Below are 22,528 nucleotides of genomic sequence, written 5' to 3'. Positions count from 1 at the left end.
GTCCGGTCGGCCCCGGCCCGGCGAGGAGCCTTTCCGGTCAGGCCGTGCAGCCCTCGTCGACGGCCGGGGGCTCCGGCGTCTCGACACCGGACTCGCCCAGCGTGCTCTGGAAGGCCTCGTCGTACGAGCCGTCCTCGAAGGAGTCGGTCAGCGTGGTGGTGAGGAACTCGCACATCTCGGCGTCGTCCTTCTGGAACCCGATGCCGTAGCGCTCCTCGCTGAACGCCTCGCCGACGACCTCGAGCTCGTCGGGGGTCTCGGCGGCGTAGCCGAGGAGGATCGCGCCATCGGTGGTGACCACGTCGACCGAGCCGTTCTCCAGCTGCGTCACGCACGCGGAGTAGGTGTCGAAGGGCACCGGCTCCGCCCCGAACTCCTCCTCGACGGTCTTGATGGACGTCGAGCCCGTCACGGAGCAGGTCTTGACGCCCTCGAGGTCATCGGGGCCGGTGATCTTGTCCTTGTCCTCCTCGCGCACGAGCAGCTGCTGCCCGGTCACGTAGTAGGGGCCTGCCTGGCCGACGACCTCGCGACGCTCCGGGGTGATCGAGTAGGAGGCGAGGACGAGGTCGACGGTGCCGTTCTCCAGGAAGGGCTCGCGGTTGTCGGAGACCGTCTCCTTCCAGGTGATGTCCTCGGGCGCGATGCCGAGCTTGCCGGCGACGATCTTGGCCATCTCGATGTCGAAGCCCTCGGGCACGTCGGCGCCGGGCGGCATGTAGCCGATACCGGGCTGGTCGAACTTCACGCCGATGGTGACCTTCCCCGCGTCGGCGAGCTCGGCCATGGTGGTGCCAGAGTCGAACTCGGGGCTGTCCTCGACGGCGACGTCGTCGCCTCCCCCGCCGCCGCAGGCGGCCAGTGTCAGTGCCAGGGCGGCCATCGTGGCGAAGGCCTTGGTCTTCTTCAGTGCCATGGGTCTTCCTCTTTCCCTCCGTGCTCGCGTTCGAGCTGTGTGGCGTTGCGGTGGTGGTCTCAGTGCTCGAGGATCTTGCCGAGGAAGTCCTTGGCGCGATCGGACTGGGGGTTGGTGAAGAACTCGGTCGGGGTGTTCTCCTCGACGATGCGTCCGTCGGCCATGAAGATGACGCGGTCGGCGGCGGTGCGGGCGAAGCCCATCTCGTGGGTGACGACGACCATGGTCATGCCGAGCTCGGCGAGGTCGACCATGACGTCGACGACCTCCTTGATCATCTCCGGGTCCAGTGCGGACGTCGGCTCGTCGAAGAGCATCACCTTCGGCTCCATCGCCAGGGCCCGCGCGATGGCGACGCGTTGCTGCTGGCCGCCGGAGAGCTGGGCCGGGTACTTGTCGGCCTGCTCGGCGATGCCGACGCGGTTGAGCAGCTCCTTGGCCCGCTTGTCCGCGTCCGCCTTGCTCTGGCCCAGGACCTTGATCGGTCCGAGGGTGACGTTCTGCAGGATCGTCTTGTGGGCGAAGAGGTTGAAGCTCTGGAAGACCATGCCGACCTCGGCACGCAGCCGGGCCAGGGCCTTGCCCTCCTGGGGCAGCGCCTGCCCGTCGAGGGTGATGGTGCCGGACTCGATCGGCTCGAGACGGTTGATGGCGCGGCACAGGGTGGACTTGCCCGACCCGGAGGGGCCGATGACGACGACGACCTCGCCGCGCTTGATCGAGAGGTCGATGTCCTGCAGGACGTGGAGGTCCCCGAACCACTTCTGCACGTCGTCGAGCACCACGAGTGGCTCGCCTCGGGCAGCGGTCATGCTCTCGGGTGGGGTGACGGTCATGCGGGCAAACCTAACGTGACGCAGGACACCGGTGGGGTCCCGGCGCGTCTTCGTGATGAATCCTTTGCCTGCGGGCCGGATCCTCCGGAGGGGTGTGGTCCCCCCTTCGCCCGGACGTACCCTTGTGGGGCCATGACTGCAACGCCCAAGACCTACGACGTGCGCACCCACGGGTGCCAGATGAACGTCCACGACTCCGAACGCCTCGCCGGCCTCCTCGAGACCGCCGGGTACACCGACATCGCCAGCGTGCCCACCGAGGACCGCGGCGAGGTCGCCGACGTCGTCGTCTTCAACACCTGCGCGGTGCGGGAGAACGCCGACAACAAGCTCTACGGCAACCTCGGCATGCTCCGCCCCCTGAAGCAGCGCAACCCCGACCTGCAGATCGCCGTCGGTGGCTGCATGGCGCAGAAGGACCGCGCGACGATCGTCGAGAAGGCCCCGTGGGTCGACGTCGTCTTCGGCACGCACAACATCGGCTCGCTGCCCGCGCTGCTCGACCGCGCGCGCCACAACGAGGAGGCGCAGGTCGAGATCCTCGAGTCGCTCGAGACCTTCCCCTCGACGCTGCCGACGCGCCGCGACTCCGCCTACTCGGGCTGGACGTCGATCTCGGTGGGCTGCAACAACACGTGCACCTTCTGCATCGTCCCCGCCCTGCGCGGCAAGGAGAAGGACCGCCGCCCCGGCGAGATCCTCGCCGAGCTCGAGGCGCTCGTCGCCCAGGGCGTCGTCGAGGTCACGCTGCTGGGGCAGAACGTCAACAGCTACGGCGTGGAGTTCGGCGACAGGTACGCCTTCGGCAAGCTGCTGCGCGCGTGCGGCGAGATCGAGGGACTGGAGCGGGTGCGCTTCACCAGCCCGCACCCGGCCGCTTTCACTGACGACGTCATCGACGCGATGGCCGAGACGCCCAACGTCATGCCGAGCCTGCACATGCCGCTGCAGTCCGGCTCCGACCGGGTGCTCAAGGCGATGCGCCGCAGCTACCGCTCCACGAAGTTCCTCGGGATCCTCGACCGCGTGCGCGAGCAGATCCCGGACGCGGCGATCACCACCGACATCATCGTCGGCTTCCCGGGGGAGACGGAGGAGGACTTCGCCGAGACGCTGCGCGTGGTGCGCGAGTCCCGCTTCTCCTCCGCCTTCACCTTCCAGTACTCCATCCGCCCCGGCACGCCGGCGGCCACGATGCCCGACCAGGTGCCCAAGGAGGTCGTGCAGGACCGGTACGAGCGCCTGGTCGAGGTGCAGGAGGAGATCTCCTGGGCCGGCAACCGTGCGCAGGAGGGCCGCGAGCTCGAGGTCCTCGTCGCGACGGGGGAGGGGCGCAAGGACCGGGAGACCGCCCGCCTGAGCGGCCGGGCCCGCGACAACCGGCTCGTCCACTTCGCCCTGCCGGAGGGCCTGCCCGAGTCCGAGCGCCCGCGTCCGGGCGACATGGTCACCGTCGGCGTCACCTACGGCGCTCCGCACCACCTCGTCGCGGACTCCGCGCTCGAGGGCGGAGCCTTCTCCGTGCGCCGGACGAAGGGCGGTGACGCGTGGGCGGCCCTGCAGGACAAGGGTGCCGAGGGGACCGTCGCCAAGCCGAGCGTCTCCCTGGGGATGCCGCGCATCGGTGCTCCCGAGCCCGTCGCGGCCACTGAGCCCGCCTGCGGCGCATAGCCGCTCGGCGCAGCCGCGCACGACGAAGGGGGGTGGGTCACCGTCAAGGGTGACCCACCCCCTTCGCCGTGTCCCCGCACCGACCGGAAGTCCGAGCGAGCTCGGCGCGAGGCAGTAGTTGACGTTTCAACAATGATCCACTAATGTTGTACCCACAACGACAGGCCAACCGCCTCCGTCCAACCCCCCACAAAGGAGTTCCCCATGACCGACGTCAGCACCGCCACCACCCTGCAGGACCTCGCCACCGGCACGTACACGATCGACCCGAGCCACACCGAGGTCGGCTTCGTCGCCCGCCACGCCATGGTCACCAAGGTCCGCGGCTACTTCCGCGACCTCGAGGGCACCATCGAGATCGCCGAGAACTTCGCCGACTCGACGGCCAACGCCACGATGAAGACCGCCTCCGTCGACACCGGCTCCGCGGACCGTGACGGCCACCTGAAGTCGGAGGACTTCTTCGACGTCGAGCAGTACCCGGAGATCACCTTCGTCGCCAAGCGCGTCCAGGACGTCTCCGGCAGCAACTTCGACCTCGTCGGCGACCTGACGATCAAGGGTGTCACCAAGGAGGTCGCCCTCCAGGCCACCTACGACGGCACCGCCCAGGACCCCTTCGGCAACGTCCGCGCCGGCTTCACCGCCGTCACCTCGGTCGACCGTGAGGACTGGGGCCTGACCTGGAACGCCGCGCTCGAGACCGGCGGCGTCCTCGTCTCGAAGAAGATCACCCTCAACCTCGAGATCTCCGCCATCAAGGCCTGAGTTCCCGACACCCCCGCGGAGCCGGGGCCGGCGCCCCTGAGCCGGCCCCGGCTTCGTCATGGGTGGGCAGTGCGAGAAGATACCGCTCATGACCATCCACCCCATCACCATCTACGGTGAGCCGGTCCTGCACACCCGGGCGGAGCCGATCACCGAGTACGACGAGTCGTTGCGCACGCTCATCGCGGACATGCACGAGACCCAGGACGCGGCGCACGGCGTCGGTCTGGCCGCCCCGCAGATCGGGGTCGGCCTGCGCGTCTTCACCTGGGACATGGCCAACGAGGACGGCGTGCCGAGCCGCGGTCACATCATCAACCCCTTCGTGAAGCCCACCAAGCCGGCCGTGGGGGAGCCCGATCGCGACCACGAGTCCGAGGGCTGCCTGTCCGTGCCCGGGTACTCCTTCCCCCTTCGCCGCGGTGAGCGGGCCGAGGTCACCGGCTACGACGTGGACGGCAACGAGCTCTCCTTCACCGCGACGGGATGGTTCGCGCGGTGCATGCAGCACGAGTACGACCACCTCAACGGCTTCCTCTACGTCGACCGGCTGAACGAGAAGTGGAAGAAGAAGGCGAAGAAGATCGTCAGGGCCGAGGAGTGGGGCGTCCCGGGGCTGACGTGGACGCCCGGCGAGGGCCCGGACCCCTTCGGCCACGACGAGGAGTCCGACGAGAGCCTGTGATCCCGCAGGTCATCGCCGTCGTCGGGGCCACGGCCACCGGCAAGTCCGACCTGGCGCTCGACCTGGCCGAGTCGCTCGGGGGTGAGGTCGTCAACGCCGATGCCATGCAGCTATACCGGGGCATGGACATCGGGACGAACAAACTGCCCGTCGACGAGCGGCGCGGGATCGCCCACCACGTCCTCGACGTCCTCGAGGTCACCGACGAGGCCACCCTCGCCGACTACCAGGAGCGGGCCGAGACGGCCATCGCCGAGGTGCTCGCCCGTGGGCGGCTGCCCGTGCTCGCCGGCGGGTCGGGTCTGTACGTGCGCGCCGCGCTGGACCACTTGGAGATCCCGCCGACGGACCCGACCGTGCGGGCCCGGCTCGAGGCCGAGGCGGAGGGCGAAGGGGGCGTGGCCGCACTGCGCGCCCGGCTGCGCTCCGTGGACCCGGCCGCCGCCGAGGCGATCCAGGCCAACAACATCCGCCGGATCATCCGTGCCCTCGAGGTCGTGGAGATCACCGGCCGTCCCTTCTCGGCGACGGCACCGACGAAGCGCTACCGACGCCCTTCGCTCGTCATCGGTCTGCGCGACGACTGGGACGCGCTGACCACGCGGATCGAGCGCCGCGCCGCACGGATGTGGGCGGACGGGTTGCTCGAGGAGGTGAGCGCGCTCGATGCCGCCGGGTTGCGTCGCGGGCGCACGGCGTCGCGGGCCATCGGCTACTCGCAGGCGCTGGCCGAGCTCGACGGCCGGATCACCCGCGAGGAGGCGATCGCGCAGACCGCGCAGGCCACCCGCCGTTATGCCCGACGGCAGGAGTCGTGGTGGCGGCCCGACCACCGGGTCGAGTGGCGCGACGCCGCGGACCCGGGCCTGGCGGAGACGGCCACCGCCCTCGCCGGACGGCCGACCCGGCATCCTCCTGCAGAATGGACGCCATGACGCTGCGCTTCACCAAGGGCCACGGCACGGAGAACGACTTCGTCCTCGTCCCCGACCTCTCCGCCGAGCTCGAGCTCACGTCGGAGCAGGCCGCCCTGCTCGCCAACCGGCACGCCGGCATCGGTGGTGACGGCGTCATCCGGATCGTGCCGACGGCCGCCGCCGCGGAGGAGTCCGTGCGCGCGCTGGCCGGTGAGGCCGAGTGGTTCATGGACTACCGCAACGCCGACGGGTCGCTGGCCCAGATGTGCGGCAACGGCACGCGCGTCCTCGCCACCTGGTTGCGGCGCGAGGGGCTGGTCGGGGACGAGTTCGCCCTCGCCACGCGGGCCGGGCTCAAGCGCATCCGCTTCGAGGGCGACCACGTCGTCACGCACATGGGGACGTGGCGGTTCGTCGACGAGGCGACGGCCCACGCAGACGGCTTCGACGCCCTCGTGCACGTCCAGGAGGCCGAGGCGGTCACCGAGCCGTACTCGGCGCTCTCGCTCGACCTGGGCAACCCGCACACCGTCGTCGCGCTCCCGGAGACGGTCTCGCTCAACGGTCTTCGGCTGCTCACTCCGCCGGTCGTCAACCCGACGCCGCCGGAGGGGAGCAACGTCGAGTTCGTCCGCGTGCTCGGCCCCGGGCACATCTCCATGCGCGTGCACGAGCGCGGGGTGGGGGAGACCCGCTCCTGCGGTACCGGTGTGTGTGCCGCCGCGATCGGCATGGCGTTCTGGTCCGGGGACGTCGATGCTCCCGGGCGGGTGAGGGTCGAGGTGCCCGGTGGCACGTTGCAGGTGCGGTTGCTGCCCGGCCGCGAGGTCGAGCTCGCCGGGCCGGCGGAGCTCGTGGCGGACGGGACGACGACGCTCGTCTGACCGATCAGACGGGGCGGCTGACGCGGAGGACCCGGAAGCCCTTGCTCGAGGCCGTGCGCTCGGTCGGCAGGCCGAGCTCGTTGGTGATCCAGCGCTGCAGGCTGTCGGCACCGAGGTTCTTGCCGACGACCAGGTGGGCGTCGGCCCCCTTCGCCAGGCGGGGCAGCCAGGTGCGCATCAGCTCGTGGACGGCCGGCTTGCCGATGCGGATCGGCGGGTTGGACCAGATCGCGGCGAAGGGAGTGCTGCTCGGCACCTCGTCCGGCCGCACCGCGCGCACGTTGTCCAGGCCGAGGGCCTGCGCGTTGCGGCGGGTGAGGTCGAGGGCGCGCTCGGTGACGTCGACGGCCCACACGGTGGCCTCGGGGGATCGCATGGCCAGGGTGAGCGCGATCGGGCCCCACCCGCAGCCGAGGTCCAGCAGGTCCCCTGACGAAGGGGGGTCCGGCACCTCGTCGAGGAGGATCGCCGTCGCCTTGTCCAGACCTCCTGGGGAGAAGATCCCGCCGGCCGTCTCGACCGTCACGTCACGTCCCGCGAGGTGGGTGTGCAGCTGCCGCCGCTCGGCATCCGCCGCAGCGGGGGAGTCCGTGAAGTAGTGGTTGGTCGGCTCGGTCACGAGGACACCCTAGGCGTGGTGGTCGGTGATGCCCCGTCGCTGCTCGGGGTGGGCAGCGAATCCCCCCAGAGGACGGGAAAAGCTCGCGCCGAGCTCTTGACTTGTTCGAACAGGTGTTCGAGTATGGAGTGACAGGAGGCCACGCGATGATCGAGCAGACGCCAGAGGCAGCACCCGAGGGCGAGGGTTCTGCCGTGCTGCCGGACCAGCTCGACGACCTGCTCGGAGCGCTGAGCGGGGCCGCTGTCGACGGGCTCTCCGAGGCCGATCTCCTGCACGTCGTCACCACTCTCGAGGCGACGAAGGGCGCCGCTGCCGCGCTGCAGGCGCGTGCCACCGCGCGCTTCGTCGAGGACCGGGACTCCCTCACGCAGCAGGCTCTGGTGCGGGAGGAGATCTCCCGGCGCGACGCCTCGTGTCGACGCAGCGCCACCCGCGCGGAGGTCGCCCTGGCCCGCCGGTGCTCGCCGTGGCAGGCGGACCGGCACGTGGGAGCGGCCAAGGCCCTCGTTCATGACCTGCCGATGACGATGTCGGCGCTGACGGCAGGTGACATCAGCGAGTCACGGGCTCTGATCGTGGCGCGAGAGACGTCCTGCCTCTCGCGGGCGGACCGGACGGAGGCCGATCGGCGTCTAGCGGGGGACCTGTCGACCATGGGTGACCGAGCGCTCGCCGCCGCGGCCCAGCGCGTGTGCATCGACCTCGATCAGGAGGCCATCGTCGAGCGGCGTCGCCGGGCTGCCGCCTCGCGCCATGTCGGTGTCCGGCCGGCCCCGGACGGCATGGCCCGACTGAGCATCCTGGGGCCGCTCGCTGATGTCGTGGGCGCGTACGCGGCCCTCACGTCCGCCGAGCAGGCTCGCTACGTCGCCACCGGAGACCCCGAAGCCGACGCCGCCCGAGCCGCTGATGAGCGGGGGCGTGGTGCCTGGCTGGCCGACACGGCGCTGGAGCTGTTGTCCGGTCGGGACGAGGGGCAGGTCCAGCCGGTCGAGGTCGGGCTCGTCATGCGCGAGGACGCGGTCGTGCCGAGGGCAGGGGCGCGCACTGGTCGGCCGGGTGACGCCGAGGAGCTGGCGGACGAGGTCGAGATCCCCGGCTGGGGCGCCGTCCCCGGTGACATGGCTCGCGAGCACCTCCTTCGCCTGTGCGACACCGGGACCGAGACGTGGCTGCGTCGGTTGTGGACCGCTCCGGGTGGTCGCGACCTCGTGGCGATGGACTCCAGCCGCCGACTCTTCAGCGGCGTGCTGAGGCAGCTGATCGGGTTGCGAGACGCGACCTGTCGGGTGCCCTGGTGCGACGCCCCGGCCCGACAGGTCGACCACGTCGTGTCCTTCGCTCGCGGCGGAGGCACATCCGCGGCCAACGCCATGGGCGGCTGCCAGCGGCACAACCTGGTCAAGGAGGAACCCGGCTGGAGGGCAGAGGTCATCTCGACCGGCCTGGACCCCGGCGCCGGCACGCCGCACACGGTCAGAGTCACCACGCCGACGGGGTCGCAGTTCACCTCCGTGGCAGCTCCACTGCTCGGTCATGGCCGGGCTGCGGTGGGACATGCCCGGTCTCCGATGGAGATCCATTACGAGGAGCTGTTGGCGGCCTGACCCTTCGGCCGGGTGTCGGCCGCGTCAGACCACGTCCTCGTCCACCCAGTCAAGGGTCTTGGTGATGGCCTTGGCCCAGTTGCGCATCAGTCGCGCCACCTCGTCGGAGTCCATCTGCGGGCTCCAGCGCACGTCCTCCTGCCAGTTCGCGGTGATCTCGTCCGTCGACTCCCAGTACCCGACGGCCAGGCCGGCGGCGTAGGCCGCGCCGAGGGCCGTCGTCTCCGCGATCTTCGGGCGGACCACGTCCACCCCGAGGATGTCGGCCTGGAACTGCATGAGCGTCTCGTTGGCCACCATCCCGCCGTCGACCTTGAGCTCGGTCAGGCGCCCGCCTGCCCGCTCGGCGTCGCCCTGCATCGCGTCGAGCACGTCGCGCGTCTGGTACGCCGTCGACTCCAGCGCGGCCCGGGCGATGTGCCCCTTGTTCGCGAACCGCGTCAGCCCGACGATCGCGCCGCGCGCATCGGGACGCCAGTGCGGTGCGAAGAGACCGGAGAAGGCCGGCACGAAGTACACCCCGCCGTTGTCCTCGACACTCGTCGCGAGGTCCTCGACCTCAGGTGCGGAGGAGATGAGCCCGAGGTTGTCGCGCAGCCACTGGATGAGTGACCCGGTGACCGCGATGGACCCCTCGAGCGCGTAGACCGGGTCCGCGTCGCCGAGCTTGTAACAGACCGTGGTCAGCAGCCCGGTGTCGCTCGTGACGATCTCGGAGCCGGTGTTGAGCAGCATGAAGTTGCCCGTGCCGTAGGTGTTCTTCGCCGTCCCCGGCTCCAAGCACGCCTGCCCGAAGGTCGCCGCGTGCTGGTCACCGAGGATCCCCGCGACCGGTGTCCCGTTGAGCACGCCCGGCCGGCACTCCCCATAGACCTCTGACGAGGACCGGATCTGCGGCAGCAGCTGCATCGGCACCCCGATGGCCGCGCAGAGCTCCTCGTCCCACGCGAGGGTGCGCAGGTCCATCAGCATCGTGCGGGACGCGTTGGTCACATCGGTGACGTGCACGCCCTCGTTCTCCGCGCCACCGGTGAGGTTCCACAGCACCCACGTGTCCATGGTGCCCGCGAGCAGCTCGCCGGACTCGGCCCGCGCCCGGGCGCCGTCGACGTGGTCGAGGATCCAGGAGATCTTCGGCCCGGCGAAGTACGTCGCGAGCGGCAGCCCGCACACGTCCTTGAAGCGCTCGGTCCCCCCGTCCTGCGCCAACGAGTCCACGAGCGCCTGCGTCCGCGTGTCCTGCCACACCAGGGCGTTGTAAATGGGCTGTCCCGTCGCCTTCTCCCACACGACCGTCGTCTCGCGCTGGTTGGTGATGCCCATCGCCTCGATGTGGCCGCTGCTGAGGTTGGCCTTCCCGAGCGCGCCGCCGATGACGCGGCGCGTGTTCTCCCAGATCTCCAGCGCGTCGTGCTCCACCCATCCGGCCCGGGGGAAGATCTGCTCGTGCTCGATCTGGTCGGTCGCGACGACGCCCCCGTCGCGGTCGAAGACGATGGCGCGGGTGCTCGTGGTGCCCTGGTCTATGGCCAGCACGTACGTCGTGGAGGTGCTCATGCTCGGCATCCTCGCAGGTCACCCACCCGGGCCGGGTGGATCGGCACGTACCGTTGGCGGACAAGGGGAGCCGCCCCCTTCGCCCCGGACCATCGGAGGAACCATGCCCGTCGCCACCCCCCTGGACGCCGCGCAGCGCGCATCGGCCTGGCACCGCCTCGCGGAGGAGGATCTCGACGTCCTGGTCGTCGGCGGGGGCGTCACCGGCGCCGGTGTGGCCCTCGACGCCGCCACCCGGGGCCTGAAGGTCGCGCTCGTGGAGCAGCGCGACTTCGCCTCCGGGACCTCCTCGCGCTCGAGCAAGCTCTTCCACGGCGGCCTGCGCTACCTCGAGCAGCTGAACTTCGGGCTCGTGCGCGAGGCCCTCCAGGAGCGGGAGCTGATGCTCACCCGGATCGCGCCGCACCTGGTCAAGCCGGTCTCCTTCCTCTACCCCCTCTCGCACCCGGTCTGGGAGCGGCCGTACGTCACCGCCGGGCTCACGCTCTACGACACGATGGGGGGCGCCCGGTCGGTGCCGCGCACCAAGCAGCTGACGAAGGGGGGAGTCCGCCGGATCGCGCCCGGCCTGAAACCCTCCGCGCACCACGGCGGACTGATCTACCACGACGCCCAGTGCGACGATGCCCGCCACACGCTGACCGTGGTCCGCACGGCCGCGGCCTACGGCGCGACCGTCCTCAACTCGGCCAAGGTCACCGGCCTGCTCCACGCCGGCGAGCGAGTCGTCGGGGCGAGCGTCCTCGACGTGGAGAGCGGGAAGGAGACCGAGGTGCGCGCCTCCGTCGTCGTCAACTGCACCGGCGTGTGGACCGACGACATCCAGCGGATGGCCGGTGGACGCGGCCGCTTCCACGTCCGCGCGAGCAAGGGCGTGCACCTCGTCGTGGCGCGCGACCGGATCAACTCCGAGACGGGGCTGATCCTGCGCACGGAGTCCTCGGTCCTCTTCTGCATCCCGTGGAACACCCACTGGATCATCGGCACGACCGACACCGACTGGAACCTCTCCCGCGCCCACCCGTCCGCGACCGCCGCGGACATCGACTACCTGCTCGACCAGATCAACGGCGTGCTGCTCACCCCGCTGACCCGAGATGACATCCAGGGCGTCTACGCCGGCCTGCGGCCGCTGCTCGCGGGGGAGAGCGAGGAGTCCTCGCAGCTGAGCCGTGAGCACGCGGTGGCGCGCCCGCAGCCGGGCCTGATCTCCATCGCCGGCGGCAAGTACACGACCTACCGCGTCATGGCCGCCGACGCCGTCGACGCCGCGCGCGAGGACCTGTCCGCAGGCGTCCCCGACAGCGTCACCGAGCACATCCCCCTCGTCGGCGCCGAGGGCTACCAGGCGCTGGTCAACCAGCTCGACACCCTCAGCCGGCGCCACGACCTGCCGCCGTGGCGGATCACCCACCTCCTCGATCGGTACGGCTCCCTCGCCGTCGACCTCTTCGCGCTCATCGACGAGGACCGGTCCCTCGCCACGCCGCTGCCCGGTGCCGAGGAGTACCTCACGGTGGAGGTCGTCCACGCCGCGCGCCACGAGGCCACGCTGCATCTCAACGACCTGCTCACGCGCCGCACCCGGATCTCCATCGAGACCACCGACCGCGGCGTCGAGGCGGCCGAGTCCGCCGGTCGCATCCTCGCCGACGAGCTCGGGTGGGACGACGATCGCACCCGCTCCGAGATCGACCACTACCTGCGGCGGGTGGAGGCCGAGATCGACTCGCAGCAGATGAGCGAGGACGAGCGGGCCGACGCCGAGCGTGCCCAGGCCACCGACATCAGGACGCTGGCGAAGGGGTGAGCAGCCCCACATCCACCCAGGCGTGAGCACGCCGCCACGTGCGCGTCACCCCGGTCACACCCGGAGTCCATGTGGCGCTGTCAGCATCCGCTCATGGCCGATCCCACCCGCCGCACCGTCGTCACGTCCGCCCTCGCCGCAGCCGGGACCCTCGCCGTCCCGACCACGGCCGTTGCCCTGCCGTACCAGTCCAGGTCCGGTCGCCCGTTGCTGACCAGCGGCGTCGCCTCCGGTGACGTCACGACCGACCGGGCGATCGTGTGGGCCCGGGCGGACCGCCCTTCGCGCCTCGTCGCCACCGTGCACGGCCCCGGCCGCTCGCGCCACGTCGTGACCGGCCCATGGGTCGACGAGGCCAGCGACCTCACCGGCACGCTCGACCTGTGCCGCCTGGCGCCCGGTCGTGACTACGCCGTCGACCTCGCCTTCGAGACCGAGGACGGGCACATCGGCGAGTCCGCCACGGCGAGCTTCACCACCGCCGACCAGCGTCCGGCCGCGCAGTCCTTCGTCTGGACCGGGGACACCGCGGGTCAGGGCTGGGGGATCAACCCCGACATCGGTGGGTACCTCGCCTACCGGGCCATGCACGAGACGCGGCCGGACTTCTTCGTCCACTGCGGCGACACGATCTATGCCGACGGGCCGTTGGAGCGGAGCGTGACCGAGCCCGACGGGCAGGTGTGGCACAACCTGCTCATCCCCGAGGTCGAGGTCGTCGCGCAGACCCTCGCGCAGTTCCGCGGACGTCACCGCTACAACCACATGGACGACAACCTGCGCGCGATGTACGCCGACGTGCCCGTCCTCGCCCAGTGGGACGACCACGAGACGACGAACAACTGGTGGCCCGGCGAGGTCCTCGAGGACCCGCGCTACGACCTCGAGCGACGCGTCGACGTCCTGGCCGCCCGGGCCAAGCAGGCGTGGTGGGAGTGGCAGCCGATCAGCAGCGAGCACGACCGGGAGGGTCGCATCCACCGCAAGATCGAGCGCGGCAGGCACCTCGACGTCTTCTGCCTGGACATGCGCACGTTCAAGGGGGAGAACACCGACGGCACCGAGCAGCAGCGCACACCCCTGATGGGGCGGGAGCAGGTCCGCTGGCTGGCCCGTGAGCTGCAGCGCTCGAGGGCCACCTGGAAGGTGATCTCCTCCGACCTGCCGCTGGGCATCATCGTCCCGGACGGGGACATGCAGGAGTCACTGGCCAACGCCAACCCCGGCGCCCCGCTCGGCCGCGAGCTCGAGCTGGCGTGGCTGCTGCGGGAGATCAAGGACGTGCCCGGCGTCGTGTGGATCACCGCCGACGTCCACTACTGCGCGGCGCACCACTACAGCCCCGAGCGCGCCGCCTTCACCGATTTCAGCCCGTTCTGGGAGTTCGTCGCCGGGCCGATCAACGCCGGGACCTTCGGGCCCAACGAGATGGACGGGACCTTCGGGCCGAGGGTCGACTTCGTCAAGGCCGCCGATTACCCGAACCAGTCGCCGCGCGCCGGCAACCAATTCTTCGGGCACGCCGACATCTCGGTCGACGGGGTGCTCGTCGTTACCCTGCGCGACCGCGAGGGCACGGTGCTCTACACGCGGGAACTGACGCCCGAGGCCTGAGTCGCCGCCTCACTGGTCTCGCGGCCAGGGAGCTCGATGCGCTCACGCCCGCGGCCCCGCACGAGGGTGACGTAGGCCAGCGTGAGCAACGCCAGGGCCCCCGCCCCGACGAGGAAGGCATCGCGGCCGCTCTCGGTCGTGGCCAGCAGCACGACGACGAAGACCATGAACGCGGTGGCGACGGCGTTGAGCAGGGGGAAGAGGGGCATCCGGTAGCTGGTGTCCGCGGCGCCCTCCCGCGCCATCCGCACCCGCATGCGCCAGTGGGCGAGCAGGATCATCAGCCAGGTGAAGACCGTCGCGAAGGTTGCGATCGCCGCGACGAAGAAGAAGAGCCGCTCGTCGATCGTGAGGAAGAGGACGAGACCGACAGCCCCGGTGAAGAACATCGACAGGACCGGGACGACCGGGATGTTCCCGTGCTTGGACAGGTGCAGGAAGGACCTCGGTGCGTGCCCCTGCTCGGCGAGGCCGTACATCGTGCGCGAGCAGGCGTAGAAGATCGCGTTCATCGCCGACAGCGCGGCGGTGAGGACGACGAAGTTCATCACGTGCTTCGCGGCCGGGACCTGCAGGGCGCTGAAGACCGCGACGAAGGGCGAGGACTCACCGGTGACCTCGGTCCACGGCATGATCGACATGATGATCGCCAGCGCGGCCACGTAGAAGAGCAGGATGCGGAACGGCACGGTGTTGACCGCCCGGGAGATGGAGCGGCTGGGATCGTCCGCCTCGCCCGCGGTCATGCCGAGGGTCTCGATGCCGCCGAAGGAGAAGACGACGACGCTGAAGCTCATGAGGATGCCCCACAGACCGAAGGGGGCGAAGCCGTCGTGGGACCACAGGTGCGCGAAGTCCGGGGTCGTGCCGCCGACCTCCCGCCCCCAGAGGATGAGCGCGAGCCCGCCGACGACGAGCGCGAGGATGGCGACCACCTTGATCAGCGAGAACCAGAACTCCATCTCGCCGAAGACCCGGACGGCCATGAGGTTCAGCGCCCCGATGACGGCGATCGCCGCGACCATCCAGACCCACCCGGCCACTCCGGGGAACCACAGCCCCATGTACGTCGCCACGGCCGTCATGTCGGCGATCGCGACGACCGCCAGCTCCAGCCAGAAGACCCACCCGACGATGAAGCCGGCGAAGGGCCCGAGGAAGGACCCTGCGTATTGCGCGAAGGACCCGGCGACGGGGTGGCGCACCGCCATCTCGCCGAGGGCCCGCATGACGACGAAGACCATGGACCCGGCGACGAGGTAGGCCAGCAGCACGGCGGGTCCGGCGGCCTGGATCGTCTCGGAGGAGCCGAAGAACAGGCCGGTGCCGATCGCCGTGCCGATGGCGATGAACTGCACATGGCGCGGGTTCAGGCCGCGAGAGAGCTCGTGGGACTCGGACATGGGAGCCGAGAGTACGTAGTCGAGGGGCCGCCGCGGGAGTAATCACTGGCCCTGGGGTGTTCCCTGATGAGACCCTGAGGAGAACATGACAGAACCACTGAGCAGCGACCAGTACGGCGACGACGACACGGACACCGTCGCCCCGGACACCGACCCGACCATCGACCGGGTCCTCTCCCGGCGGGCTTCCGCGCTCGCCGACCCCACCCACGACGCCGACGGATTCGTCGACGGCGGGTACGACGGTGACCAGCTCGACCGCGAGGAGCGCACCGCACTGCGCCGTGTCGCGGGACTGTCGACCGAGCTCGAGGACATCACCGAGGTCGAGTACCGCCAGCTGCGCCTGGAGCGGGTCGTCCTGGCCGCCGTCTGGACCGACGGCACCGTCGAGGAGGCGGAGAACTCCCTCCGCGAGCTCGGCGCGCTCGCCGAGACGGCGGGCTCGGAGGTCCTCGACGGCGTCCTCCAGCGCCGGCAGAACCCCGACCCGAGCACCTACCTCGGCTCCGGCAAGGCCGCCGAGCTGCGCGAGATCGTCCTCGCCGAGGGCGCCGACACCGTGATCTGCGACACCGAGCTGGCGCCGAGCCAGCGGCGCGCCCTCGAGGACGTCGTCAAGGTCAAGGTGATCGACCGCACGGCGCTGATCCTCGACATCTTCGCCCAGCACGCGAAGTCCCGTGAGGGCAAGGCCCAGGTCGAGCTCGCCCAGCTGCAGTACCTCCTGCCGCGCCTGCGTGGCTGGGGTGAGTCGATGTCCCGGCAGGCCGGTGGCCAGGCAGCCGGCGGTCTCGGCATGGGCTCGCGTGGTCCCGGTGAGACGAAGATCGAGCTGGACCGTCGTCGGATCAACTCCCGCATCGCCAAGCTCAAGCGCGACCTCGCGGGCATGAAGACCCACCGCGACACCCGTCGCTCCCAGCGCCTCAGCCACGCCGTGCCCGCGGTGGCCATCGCCGGCTACACCAACGCGGGCAAGTCGACCCTGCTCAACCGGCTCACGCACGCCGGTGTCCTCGTCGACAACCAGCTCTTCGCGACCCTGGACACCACCGTCCGCCGGGCCGAGACCGAGGACGGGCGCGAGTACACGCTCACCGACACCGTCGGCTTCGTGCGCGCCCTGCCGCACCAGCTCGTCGAGGCCTTCCGCTCCACCCTCGAGGAGGTGGCCGACGCCGACCTGCTCCTGCACGTCGTCGACGGCTCCCACCCCGACCCGGAGGGCCAGATCTCCGCCGTGCGCGGTGTCCTCGCCGACGTCGACGCCACGGACGTCAAGGAGATCGTCGTCGTCAACAAGGCCGACCTGGCCGACCCGGAGGTCGTCGACCGGATCCTGCGCCACGAGAAGTACTCGATCGCCGTGTCCGCGCGCACCGGGCAAGGCATCGATGAGCTGCTCGCGCTCGTCTCCGCCGAGCTCCCCAGGCCGGACATCGACATCGAGGTGCTCCTGCCCTACTCACGCGGGGACCTCGTCAGCCGGCTCCACGACGAGGCCGACCTCGTCTCCGAGGAGCACATCGCCCAGGGCACGCGGGTGCGCGCGAAGGTGATGCCCGACCTCGCCGCCGAGCTGGCCCCCTTCGTCGCCACGACCGCCTGACCTCAGGCGGTCGTCAGCCGCACCGCGAGGGCGATCATCATCACCCCGATGACGCCGTCGACGACCCGCCACGTGCGGGGGCGGCCCAAGGGGCCGGCCAGCGCGTGCGCGCCGACGCCCAGAGCGGTGAACCACACGACGCTGCCCACCACGGCGCCCCCGGCGAAGGCCCACCGCTCCTCGCCGAAGCCGTTGGCGATCGACCCGAGCATGAGCACCGTGTCGAGGTAGACGTGCGGGTTGAGGAAGGTCAGCGCGAGCGTCGTCAGCACGACGGACCCCCGCGAGGCCGGGGCGGCGTCGACCGACAGGCCCTCGGGGGCGGCCGCCCGGCGCAGCGCGAGCAGGCCGTAGCCGACGAGGTAGGCGGCCCCGAGCCAGGTGACCACCCGCACGAGCCCGGGGTGGGAGGAGACCACGACACCGACACCGGCCGTCCCGAGCAGGATGAGCGCCGCGTCGGCGCCGATGCAGATGAGCACCACCGGAAGGACGTGCTCCCGACGCAGTCCCTGGCGCATGACGAAGGCGTTCTGCGCGCCGATGGCGATGATGAGGGCGAGTCCGGTGAGCGTCCCGGCGACGGCAGTGGTGAGCACGGGTCCACGCTAAGCAGTTCCGAGCATGCAGCCCAGCGAATGATTCTGCACGATCATTAGCATTGCTTCATGCAGATCGATCAGTTGCGTGCCCTCCTGGCCGTCGTCGACCACGGCACCTTCGACGCCGCGGCCCGGACCCTCCACATCACGCCGTCCGCGGTCAGCCAGCGGATCAAGGCACTGGAGCGGGACGCCGGCCGGGTCCTCGTCGAGCGGACGACGCCGTGCCGCGCCACGACCGCGGGTGAGGCGCTGATGCGAGCGGCCCGCCAGATGGTCGTCCTCGAGGAGGACGCCCGCGCGGCGATGGGCGAAGGGGGTGACGCCGCCGTCGACCTTCCCGTCGCCGTCAACGCCGACTCGCTGGCCACGTGGTTCGAGCCGGTCCTCGGGGTCGCCGCCGGGTGGGACGACGTCCGGCTCCAGCTGGAGGTCGAGGACGAGGAGTACAGCGCCGACCACCTGCGCCGCGGGTCCGTCGTCGGGGCCGTCACGGCCGACCCGACCCCGGTCGCGGGCTGCCGCACCGAGCCGCTCGGAGCGATGCGCTACCTGCCGGTGGCCGCACCCCGGCTGGCGCAGCGGTTCGCCCGGGGCAGGGGGGTCGACTGGGGGTCGATGCCGGTGCTGCACTTCAACGCCAAGGACGACCTGCAGCGCAGCGTGCTGCGCGACCTCGGCGTCACCACCGCCCCGCCGTCCTCGCAGGTCCCATCGTCCGAGGGATTCGTCGCGGCCGCGCGCGCCGGGCTCGGCTGGGCGATGGTGCCGGAGGCGCAGCTGGGCGACGACCTGGAGACCGGCGCGCTCGTCCTGCTGCGCCGACGCGCCCACCGCGACGTCCCCCTGTACTGGCAGGTGTGGACCCTCGGGACCCCGAGGATGACCCGTCTGGGCGAAGCGGTCCACGACGCCGCCCGGCAGCTGCGACCCGCGCGTCGGGGCGCGGGTCCACCGACTGTCGCCGGAGCCGACTAGCGTTGGTCACGAGGGGCCCGCACGGTCCCGCGGCCGCACCCGAGGATGGTTCTCATGGCAACTCGACTGAACCCTTACCTGACCTTCGACGCCACCTGCCGCGAGGCGATGGAGTTCTACCGATCGGTGCTCGGGGGTGAGCTGGTCATCAACACCTTCGGCGAGGCGATGCCCGACGCCGGTGACATCGCCGACCAGGTGATGCACGCCAGCCTCGAGACCGACGCCGGTTACACGATCTTCGCCAGCGACTCGCCGCCCGGTGCCCCGAAGCTCGAGGGTGCTGGCATGTCGATCAGCATCAGCGGCGACGAGCCCGAGCGGCTGCGCGGCTACTGGGAGGCCCTGGCCGAGGGTGCTGACGTCGTCATGCCGTTGGCGAAGCAGATGTGGGGCGACGAGTTCGGCATGCTCACCGACCGTTTCGGCACGCCGTGGATGGTCAACATCGCCGGGGACGCGACGCAGGGCTGACGGCGGCTCTCGTGGAGACCCTCCGCAGCCGGTGGCTCACCGACGTCGACGCTTTGGGCGCCGGCGCGGGCAGGGACGTCGTGCTCGCCGCGGGCACCGATCTGCTGGATCGCTGGTTGGAGGACCATCGGCGATACCACGACGCGGTCCACCTGGCGGAGGTGCTCGCCGCGCTGGAGGAGCTGGCCGACGGCGGCGAGCTGCCCGGACGCGACCGTCACCTGGCGGGGTTGGCCGCGTGGTTCCACGACGCCGTCTACGACGCCGGGGTGGAGGCCGGGGCCAACGAGGAGGCCTCCGCGCGGCTGGCCGAGGACCGGCTGCGACAGCTCGGTCTCGCCGAAGACGACGTCCTGCGGGTCGCAAGGCTGGTGCGCGAGAGTGCGACCCACGAGATGACCACGGACGACCCGGCGACCAAGGCCTTCCACGACGCGGACCTGTGGATCCTCTCCGCGCCGGCCGAGCGCTTCGACTCCTACTGCCACCAGGTGCGCCTGGAGTACCGGCAGGTGCGGGCCGCCGACTACGCGCGGGGCAGGACCGCGGTCCTGACCCCCTTCCTCACCCGCGAGCGGCTGTACCTGACCGACCACGCCCACCTGGAGTGGACCGAGCGCGCGCGGGTCAACCTGGCCCGGGAGATCGACCGGCTCGCTGCGCCTGAGTGACCCGTAGTCCGCTGGCGAGCAGCCGGCGGATCAGCTGCGCCCCGCTGACCTCGACCGCCCCGGCGGCGACGGCCTCGTCGTAGCGCTCGACCGGCACGTCGTAGTGGTCCTCGTCGAAGAGCCGGCCCGGGAGCCCGAGCCGACCGGCGAAGTCGTGCAGCTCCTCGATCGAGGAGTCGGAGACGAGATGGCTCCACGTGCGGCCCCAGCCGGGCCACGTGGGCGGGTCGATGAGGATCACAGCTGCCTCAGCGCCGTCGCCAGCACGACCGCCTCACCGATCCGGTCGGAGGCGTCGAGGTCGACGGTGGCCTCGATGACCCAGTCGTGGTCGCCGGCCGGGTCGGCGAGTGTCTGCCGCACGAGCCACAGCCGCACGTCCGCCGGGTCCTTCGCGTCGTCGACCCCCGGGGGCGGCCCGGTCGCCTCCTCGATGTGCAGGTGGTGGGGTCCGCGGGCGTCCTGGTCGGTGCCGATCCGGTCGTGCTCGTCCCAGTAGTCGCCCAGCGCCACGTCCCAGTCGTCGCGGCGCATCACGGGGGAGCGACCGTCGTCGGCGAGCTCGGCAGCCGCGGTCTCGATCGCCGCCAGCGCGTCGAGGTCGTCGCGGGAGGCCTTGTCCACCCGCTGCCACAGTGCACCGCGGACCATCGCCCGGAAGGGACCCTTGCGGGCACTCAGCGGGCGCGGCGGAGGAGCCGCCTCCTCGTGGCTGACGAGGCCGGGCGTGTGCTCGTCCGGGTTGGTCAGGGCCTCCCACTCGTCCAGCAGCGAGGAGTCGGTCTGGCGGACGGTCTCGCCGAGCCACTCGACGATCTCCTCCAGCTCCGCGGAGGAGTGGGCGTCGGGCACGGTACGGGTGAGGGTCCGGTAGGCGTCGGTGAGGTAGCGCAGCACCAGCCCCTCGCGCGGCCCGAGCTCGAAGCGACGCACGAAGTCCGCGAAGGACATCCCCTCCTCCCACATGAGCCGGACGACCGACTTGGGGATCAGCGCCTCCTCGGGCAGCCACGGGTGGGTCTGCCGGTAGGTCTCGAAGGCGGCGGTGAGCTCCTCGGCGAGCGGCTGCGGCCAGGTGATCTCGTCGAGCAGGCGCATCCGCTCGTCGTACTCGATGCCGTCGGCCTTCATCTCGCCGATCGCCTCGCCGCGGGCCGCGTGCTGCTGGGCCATGAGGACTGCTCGCGGAGCCTCGAGGACGGCCTCGATCGTCGAGACGACGTCGAGGGCGTGGGCCGGGTCGTCCGGGTCGAGCAGGTCGAGGGCGGCCAGGGCGAAGGGGGCGAGCGGCTGGTTGAGCGCGAAGTCCCGGGGGAGGTCGACGGTCAGCTCCACCGTCCGGCCCGTCCCGTCCGGCTCGTCGAGACGCTCCAGGACCCCGGAGTCGAGGAGGCTGCGCCCCAGGCGGATGGCGCGACGGGCGAGGCGGGACCTCCCCTTCGCCTCCTCGTGGTTGTCCCTCGTGAGGCGGGAGAGGGCGGCGACGGGATCCCCGGGTCGGGCGACGACGTTGAGGATCATCGCGTTGTCGACCTTCATCCGGGAGCGCAGCGTCTCCGGGGCGGCCGTCGTCAGCTTGGTGAAGGTGTCCTCGGTCCACACGACGAAGCCCTCGGGTGCCTTCTTGCGCTGCACCTTCTTGCGCTTCTTCTCGTCGTCGCCGGCCTTGGCCAGCGAGCGGTGGTTGTCGATGACGTGCTCGGGCGCCTGGACGACGACGTACCCCTCGGTGTCGTACCCGGCACGACCCGCGCGCCCGGCGATCTGGAGGAACTCGCGCACCCGCAGCACGCGGTGGCGGGTGCCGTCGAACTTCGTCAGCGAGGTGAACAGGACGGTGCGGATCGGCACGTTGATGCCGACACCGAGGGTGTCGGTACCGCAGATGACCTTCAGCAGGCCGGCCTGGGCGAGCTGCTCGACCAGGCGCCGGTAGCGGGGGAGCATCCCGGCGTGGTGCACCCCGACGCCGCGGCGCAGCATCGCCGACAGGGTGCGGCCGAAACCGGCGGAGAAGCGGAAGGTCGACAACCGCGCGGCGAGGGCCTCCTTCTCGTCCGTGGTCAGCAGCCGCATCGTCTGCAGCAGTCGGGCGTGCTCCGCGGCCTTGGCCTGCGTCTGGTGGACGACGTAGACGGGCGCTCGCCGCCACTCGAGGATCTCCTCGATCGTCTCCTGCAGCGGCGTCATCGCCCACGAGAAGGTCAGCGGCACGGGACGCTCGGCGTCGTCGACCACGACGACGTCACGTCCGGTGCGCTCGGCGAGGTCCTCCTCGATCGCGCGGGTGTCGCCCAGGGTGGCCGACATCAGCAGCATCTGCGCCTGCGGCAGCTCGAGCAGCGGCACCTGCCACGCCCAGCCCCGCTCGGGCTCCGCGTAGTAGTGGAACTCGTCCATGACGACGAGCCCGACGTCGGCGGTGCTGCCCTCGCGCAGGGCGAGGTTGGCCAGGACCTCGGCGGTGCACACGATGATCGGGGCGTCGGCGTTGACCGAGGCGTCACCGGTGAGCATGCCGACGTTGTCGGCGCCGAAGATCGCGCACAGGTCGAAGAACTTCTCGCTGACGAGCGCCTTGATCGGGGCGGTGTAGAAGGCGACCTGGTCCTTCGCGAGGGCGTGCGCGATGGCGCCGGTGGCCACGAGCGACTTCCCGGAGCCGGTCGGCGTCGCCAGCACGACGTGGTCGTCACCCAGCAGTGCGAGGAGCGCCTCCTCCTGGTGCGGGTAGAGGTTGAGTCCCCGATCGGTCGACCACCGCGAGAAGCGCTCGAAGACGTCGTCGGGGTCCGTCCCGGTCGGGATGGTGAGGTGCTGGGGCGCGGTGTCTGTGGACGTCATCGTGGCCTCATCGTGGCAGGCGGTGTGGTCGGGGGGCCACCACGGGTCGGTCACGTC

The 22,528-nt window shown here is 71.0% G+C and carries 20 protein-coding genes; 12 read left to right on the top strand and 8 right to left on the bottom strand.

The window, feature by feature from the left end:
• Positions 1–37 precede the first annotated feature (37 nt).
• Both O9K63_RS06460 and O9K63_RS06455 read right to left on the bottom strand, forming a co-directional pair.
• A complete protein-coding gene (locus tag O9K63_RS06460) occupies positions 38–916 on the bottom strand; it encodes a glutamate ABC transporter substrate-binding protein (protein ID WP_277241624.1) in 879 nt (292 codons plus the stop codon).
• Positions 917–975: 59 nt separating this feature from the next.
• The gene (locus O9K63_RS06455; protein ID WP_277242277.1) at positions 976–1,728 is read right to left on the bottom strand and encodes an amino acid ABC transporter ATP-binding protein; all 753 of its coding nucleotides are present in this window, start codon (positions 1,726–1,728) and stop codon (positions 976–978) included.
• A gap of 156 nt (positions 1,729–1,884) precedes the next feature.
• Here O9K63_RS06455 and miaB point away from each other — a divergent pair, with 156 nt between their 5' ends.
• The 5 genes from miaB (at position 1,885) to dapF (ending at position 6,677) form a co-directional block, all read left to right on the top strand.
• Complete coding sequence (miaB, locus tag O9K63_RS06450; RefSeq protein WP_277241623.1) at positions 1,885–3,423, top strand: tRNA (N6-isopentenyl adenosine(37)-C2)-methylthiotransferase MiaB; 1,539 nt, start codon at positions 1,885–1,887, stop codon at positions 3,421–3,423.
• A gap of 204 nt (positions 3,424–3,627) precedes the next feature.
• A complete protein-coding gene (locus tag O9K63_RS06445; protein ID WP_277241622.1) occupies positions 3,628–4,191 on the top strand; it encodes a YceI family protein in 564 nt (187 codons plus the stop codon).
• Between the two features lie 88 nt (positions 4,192–4,279).
• The gene (gene def, locus O9K63_RS06440) at positions 4,280–4,876 is read left to right on the top strand and encodes a peptide deformylase (RefSeq protein ID WP_277241620.1); all 597 of its coding nucleotides are present in this window, start codon (positions 4,280–4,282) and stop codon (positions 4,874–4,876) included.
• Positions 4,873–5,811: a tRNA (adenosine(37)-N6)-dimethylallyltransferase MiaA gene (gene miaA, locus O9K63_RS06435; protein ID WP_277241618.1), complete on the top strand. Its 939-nt coding sequence runs from the start codon at positions 4,873–4,875 to the stop codon at positions 5,809–5,811. Before def ends, miaA begins: the two co-directional genes overlap by 4 nt.
• Entirely contained in the window at positions 5,808–6,677 is an 870-nt protein-coding gene (gene dapF / locus O9K63_RS06430) for a diaminopimelate epimerase (RefSeq protein WP_277241616.1), read from the top strand. Before miaA ends, dapF begins: the two co-directional genes overlap by 4 nt.
• Positions 6,678–6,681: 4 nt before the next feature.
• Here dapF and O9K63_RS06425 read toward each other — a convergent pair whose 3' ends face one another.
• Positions 6,682–7,296, bottom strand: a complete 615-nt coding sequence (locus tag O9K63_RS06425) for a class I SAM-dependent methyltransferase (protein ID WP_277241615.1) — start codon at positions 7,294–7,296, stop codon at positions 6,682–6,684.
• A 146-nt stretch (positions 7,297–7,442) separates the two neighbouring features.
• On the opposite strand from O9K63_RS06425, the gene O9K63_RS06420 reads away from it, so the two are divergent.
• Complete coding sequence (locus O9K63_RS06420; protein WP_277241614.1) at positions 7,443–8,906, top strand: HNH endonuclease signature motif containing protein; 1,464 nt, start codon at positions 7,443–7,445, stop codon at positions 8,904–8,906.
• A gap of 24 nt (positions 8,907–8,930) precedes the next feature.
• Here the strand turns inward: O9K63_RS06420 and glpK are convergent, their stop codons facing one another.
• Positions 8,931–10,463: a glycerol kinase GlpK gene (glpK, locus tag O9K63_RS06415; protein ID WP_277241612.1), complete on the bottom strand. Its 1,533-nt coding sequence runs from the start codon at positions 10,461–10,463 to the stop codon at positions 8,931–8,933.
• 103 nt (positions 10,464–10,566) lie between these two features.
• On the opposite strand from glpK, the gene O9K63_RS06410 reads away from it, so the two are divergent.
• Positions 10,567–12,273 (top strand): glycerol-3-phosphate dehydrogenase/oxidase, encoded by a 1,707-nt coding sequence (locus tag O9K63_RS06410; protein WP_277241610.1) that lies wholly within the window; start codon positions 10,567–10,569, stop codon positions 12,271–12,273.
• Positions 12,274–12,366: 93 nt separating this feature from the next.
• Positions 12,367–13,887 carry an alkaline phosphatase D family protein gene (locus tag O9K63_RS06405; protein WP_277241608.1) on the top strand — a complete coding sequence of 507 codons (1,521 nt, stop codon included), beginning with the start codon at positions 12,367–12,369 and terminating at the stop codon, positions 13,885–13,887.
• Here O9K63_RS06405 and O9K63_RS06400 read toward each other — a convergent pair.
• Positions 13,857–15,290, bottom strand: coding sequence for an amino acid permease (locus tag O9K63_RS06400; protein WP_277241606.1), 1,434 nt, complete (start codon positions 15,288–15,290; stop codon positions 13,857–13,859). The two genes, O9K63_RS06405 and O9K63_RS06400, sit on opposite strands and share 31 nt — an antisense overlap.
• A gap of 85 nt (positions 15,291–15,375) precedes the next feature.
• Here O9K63_RS06400 and hflX point away from each other — a divergent pair, with 85 nt between their 5' ends.
• Positions 15,376–16,902 carry a GTPase HflX gene (gene hflX / locus O9K63_RS06395; RefSeq protein ID WP_277241604.1) on the top strand — a complete coding sequence of 509 codons (1,527 nt, stop codon included), beginning with the start codon at positions 15,376–15,378 and terminating at the stop codon, positions 16,900–16,902.
• Positions 16,903–16,904: 2 nt separating this feature from the next.
• Here the strand turns inward: hflX and O9K63_RS06390 are convergent, their stop codons facing one another.
• Complete coding sequence (locus tag O9K63_RS06390) at positions 16,905–17,501, bottom strand: LysE/ArgO family amino acid transporter (protein WP_277241602.1); 597 nt, start codon at positions 17,499–17,501, stop codon at positions 16,905–16,907.
• A 69-nt stretch (positions 17,502–17,570) separates the two neighbouring features.
• On the opposite strand from O9K63_RS06390, the gene O9K63_RS06385 reads away from it, so the two are divergent.
• From O9K63_RS06385 to O9K63_RS06375, 3 genes are read left to right on the top strand one after another with little or no spacing between them, the layout of a single operon-like run.
• Positions 17,571–18,482, top strand: a complete 912-nt coding sequence (locus O9K63_RS06385; RefSeq protein WP_277241600.1) for a LysR family transcriptional regulator ArgP — start codon at positions 17,571–17,573, stop codon at positions 18,480–18,482.
• 54 nt (positions 18,483–18,536) lie between these two features.
• Entirely contained in the window at positions 18,537–18,956 is a 420-nt protein-coding gene (locus tag O9K63_RS06380) for a VOC family protein (RefSeq protein WP_277241598.1), read from the top strand.
• Between the two features lie 11 nt (positions 18,957–18,967).
• On the top strand, positions 18,968–19,627 hold the full coding sequence (locus O9K63_RS06375) for an HD domain-containing protein (RefSeq protein ID WP_277241596.1): 660 nt from the start codon (positions 18,968–18,970) through the stop codon (positions 19,625–19,627).
• Here O9K63_RS06375 and O9K63_RS06370 read toward each other — a convergent pair.
• Together O9K63_RS06370 and O9K63_RS06365 are read right to left on the bottom strand one after the other, a co-directional pair.
• A complete protein-coding gene (locus O9K63_RS06370; RefSeq protein WP_277241595.1) occupies positions 19,584–19,868 on the bottom strand; it encodes a DUF4031 domain-containing protein in 285 nt (94 codons plus the stop codon). The genes O9K63_RS06375 and O9K63_RS06370 overlap by 44 nt on opposite strands.
• On the bottom strand, positions 19,865–22,471 hold the full coding sequence (locus O9K63_RS06365; RefSeq protein ID WP_277241593.1) for a DEAD/DEAH box helicase: 2,607 nt from the start codon (positions 22,469–22,471) through the stop codon (positions 19,865–19,867). The genes O9K63_RS06370 and O9K63_RS06365 overlap by 4 nt, the downstream gene beginning before the upstream one ends.
• Between the last annotated feature and the right edge of the window lie 57 nt (positions 22,472–22,528).

It is taken from the genome of Janibacter cremeus, from assembly GCF_029395675.1.
In the GTDB taxonomy this organism is placed as follows: Bacteria; Actinomycetota; Actinomycetes; order Actinomycetales; family Dermatophilaceae; genus Janibacter; species Janibacter cremeus_A.
This window is presented reverse-complemented; position numbering and strand designations above follow the sequence as displayed.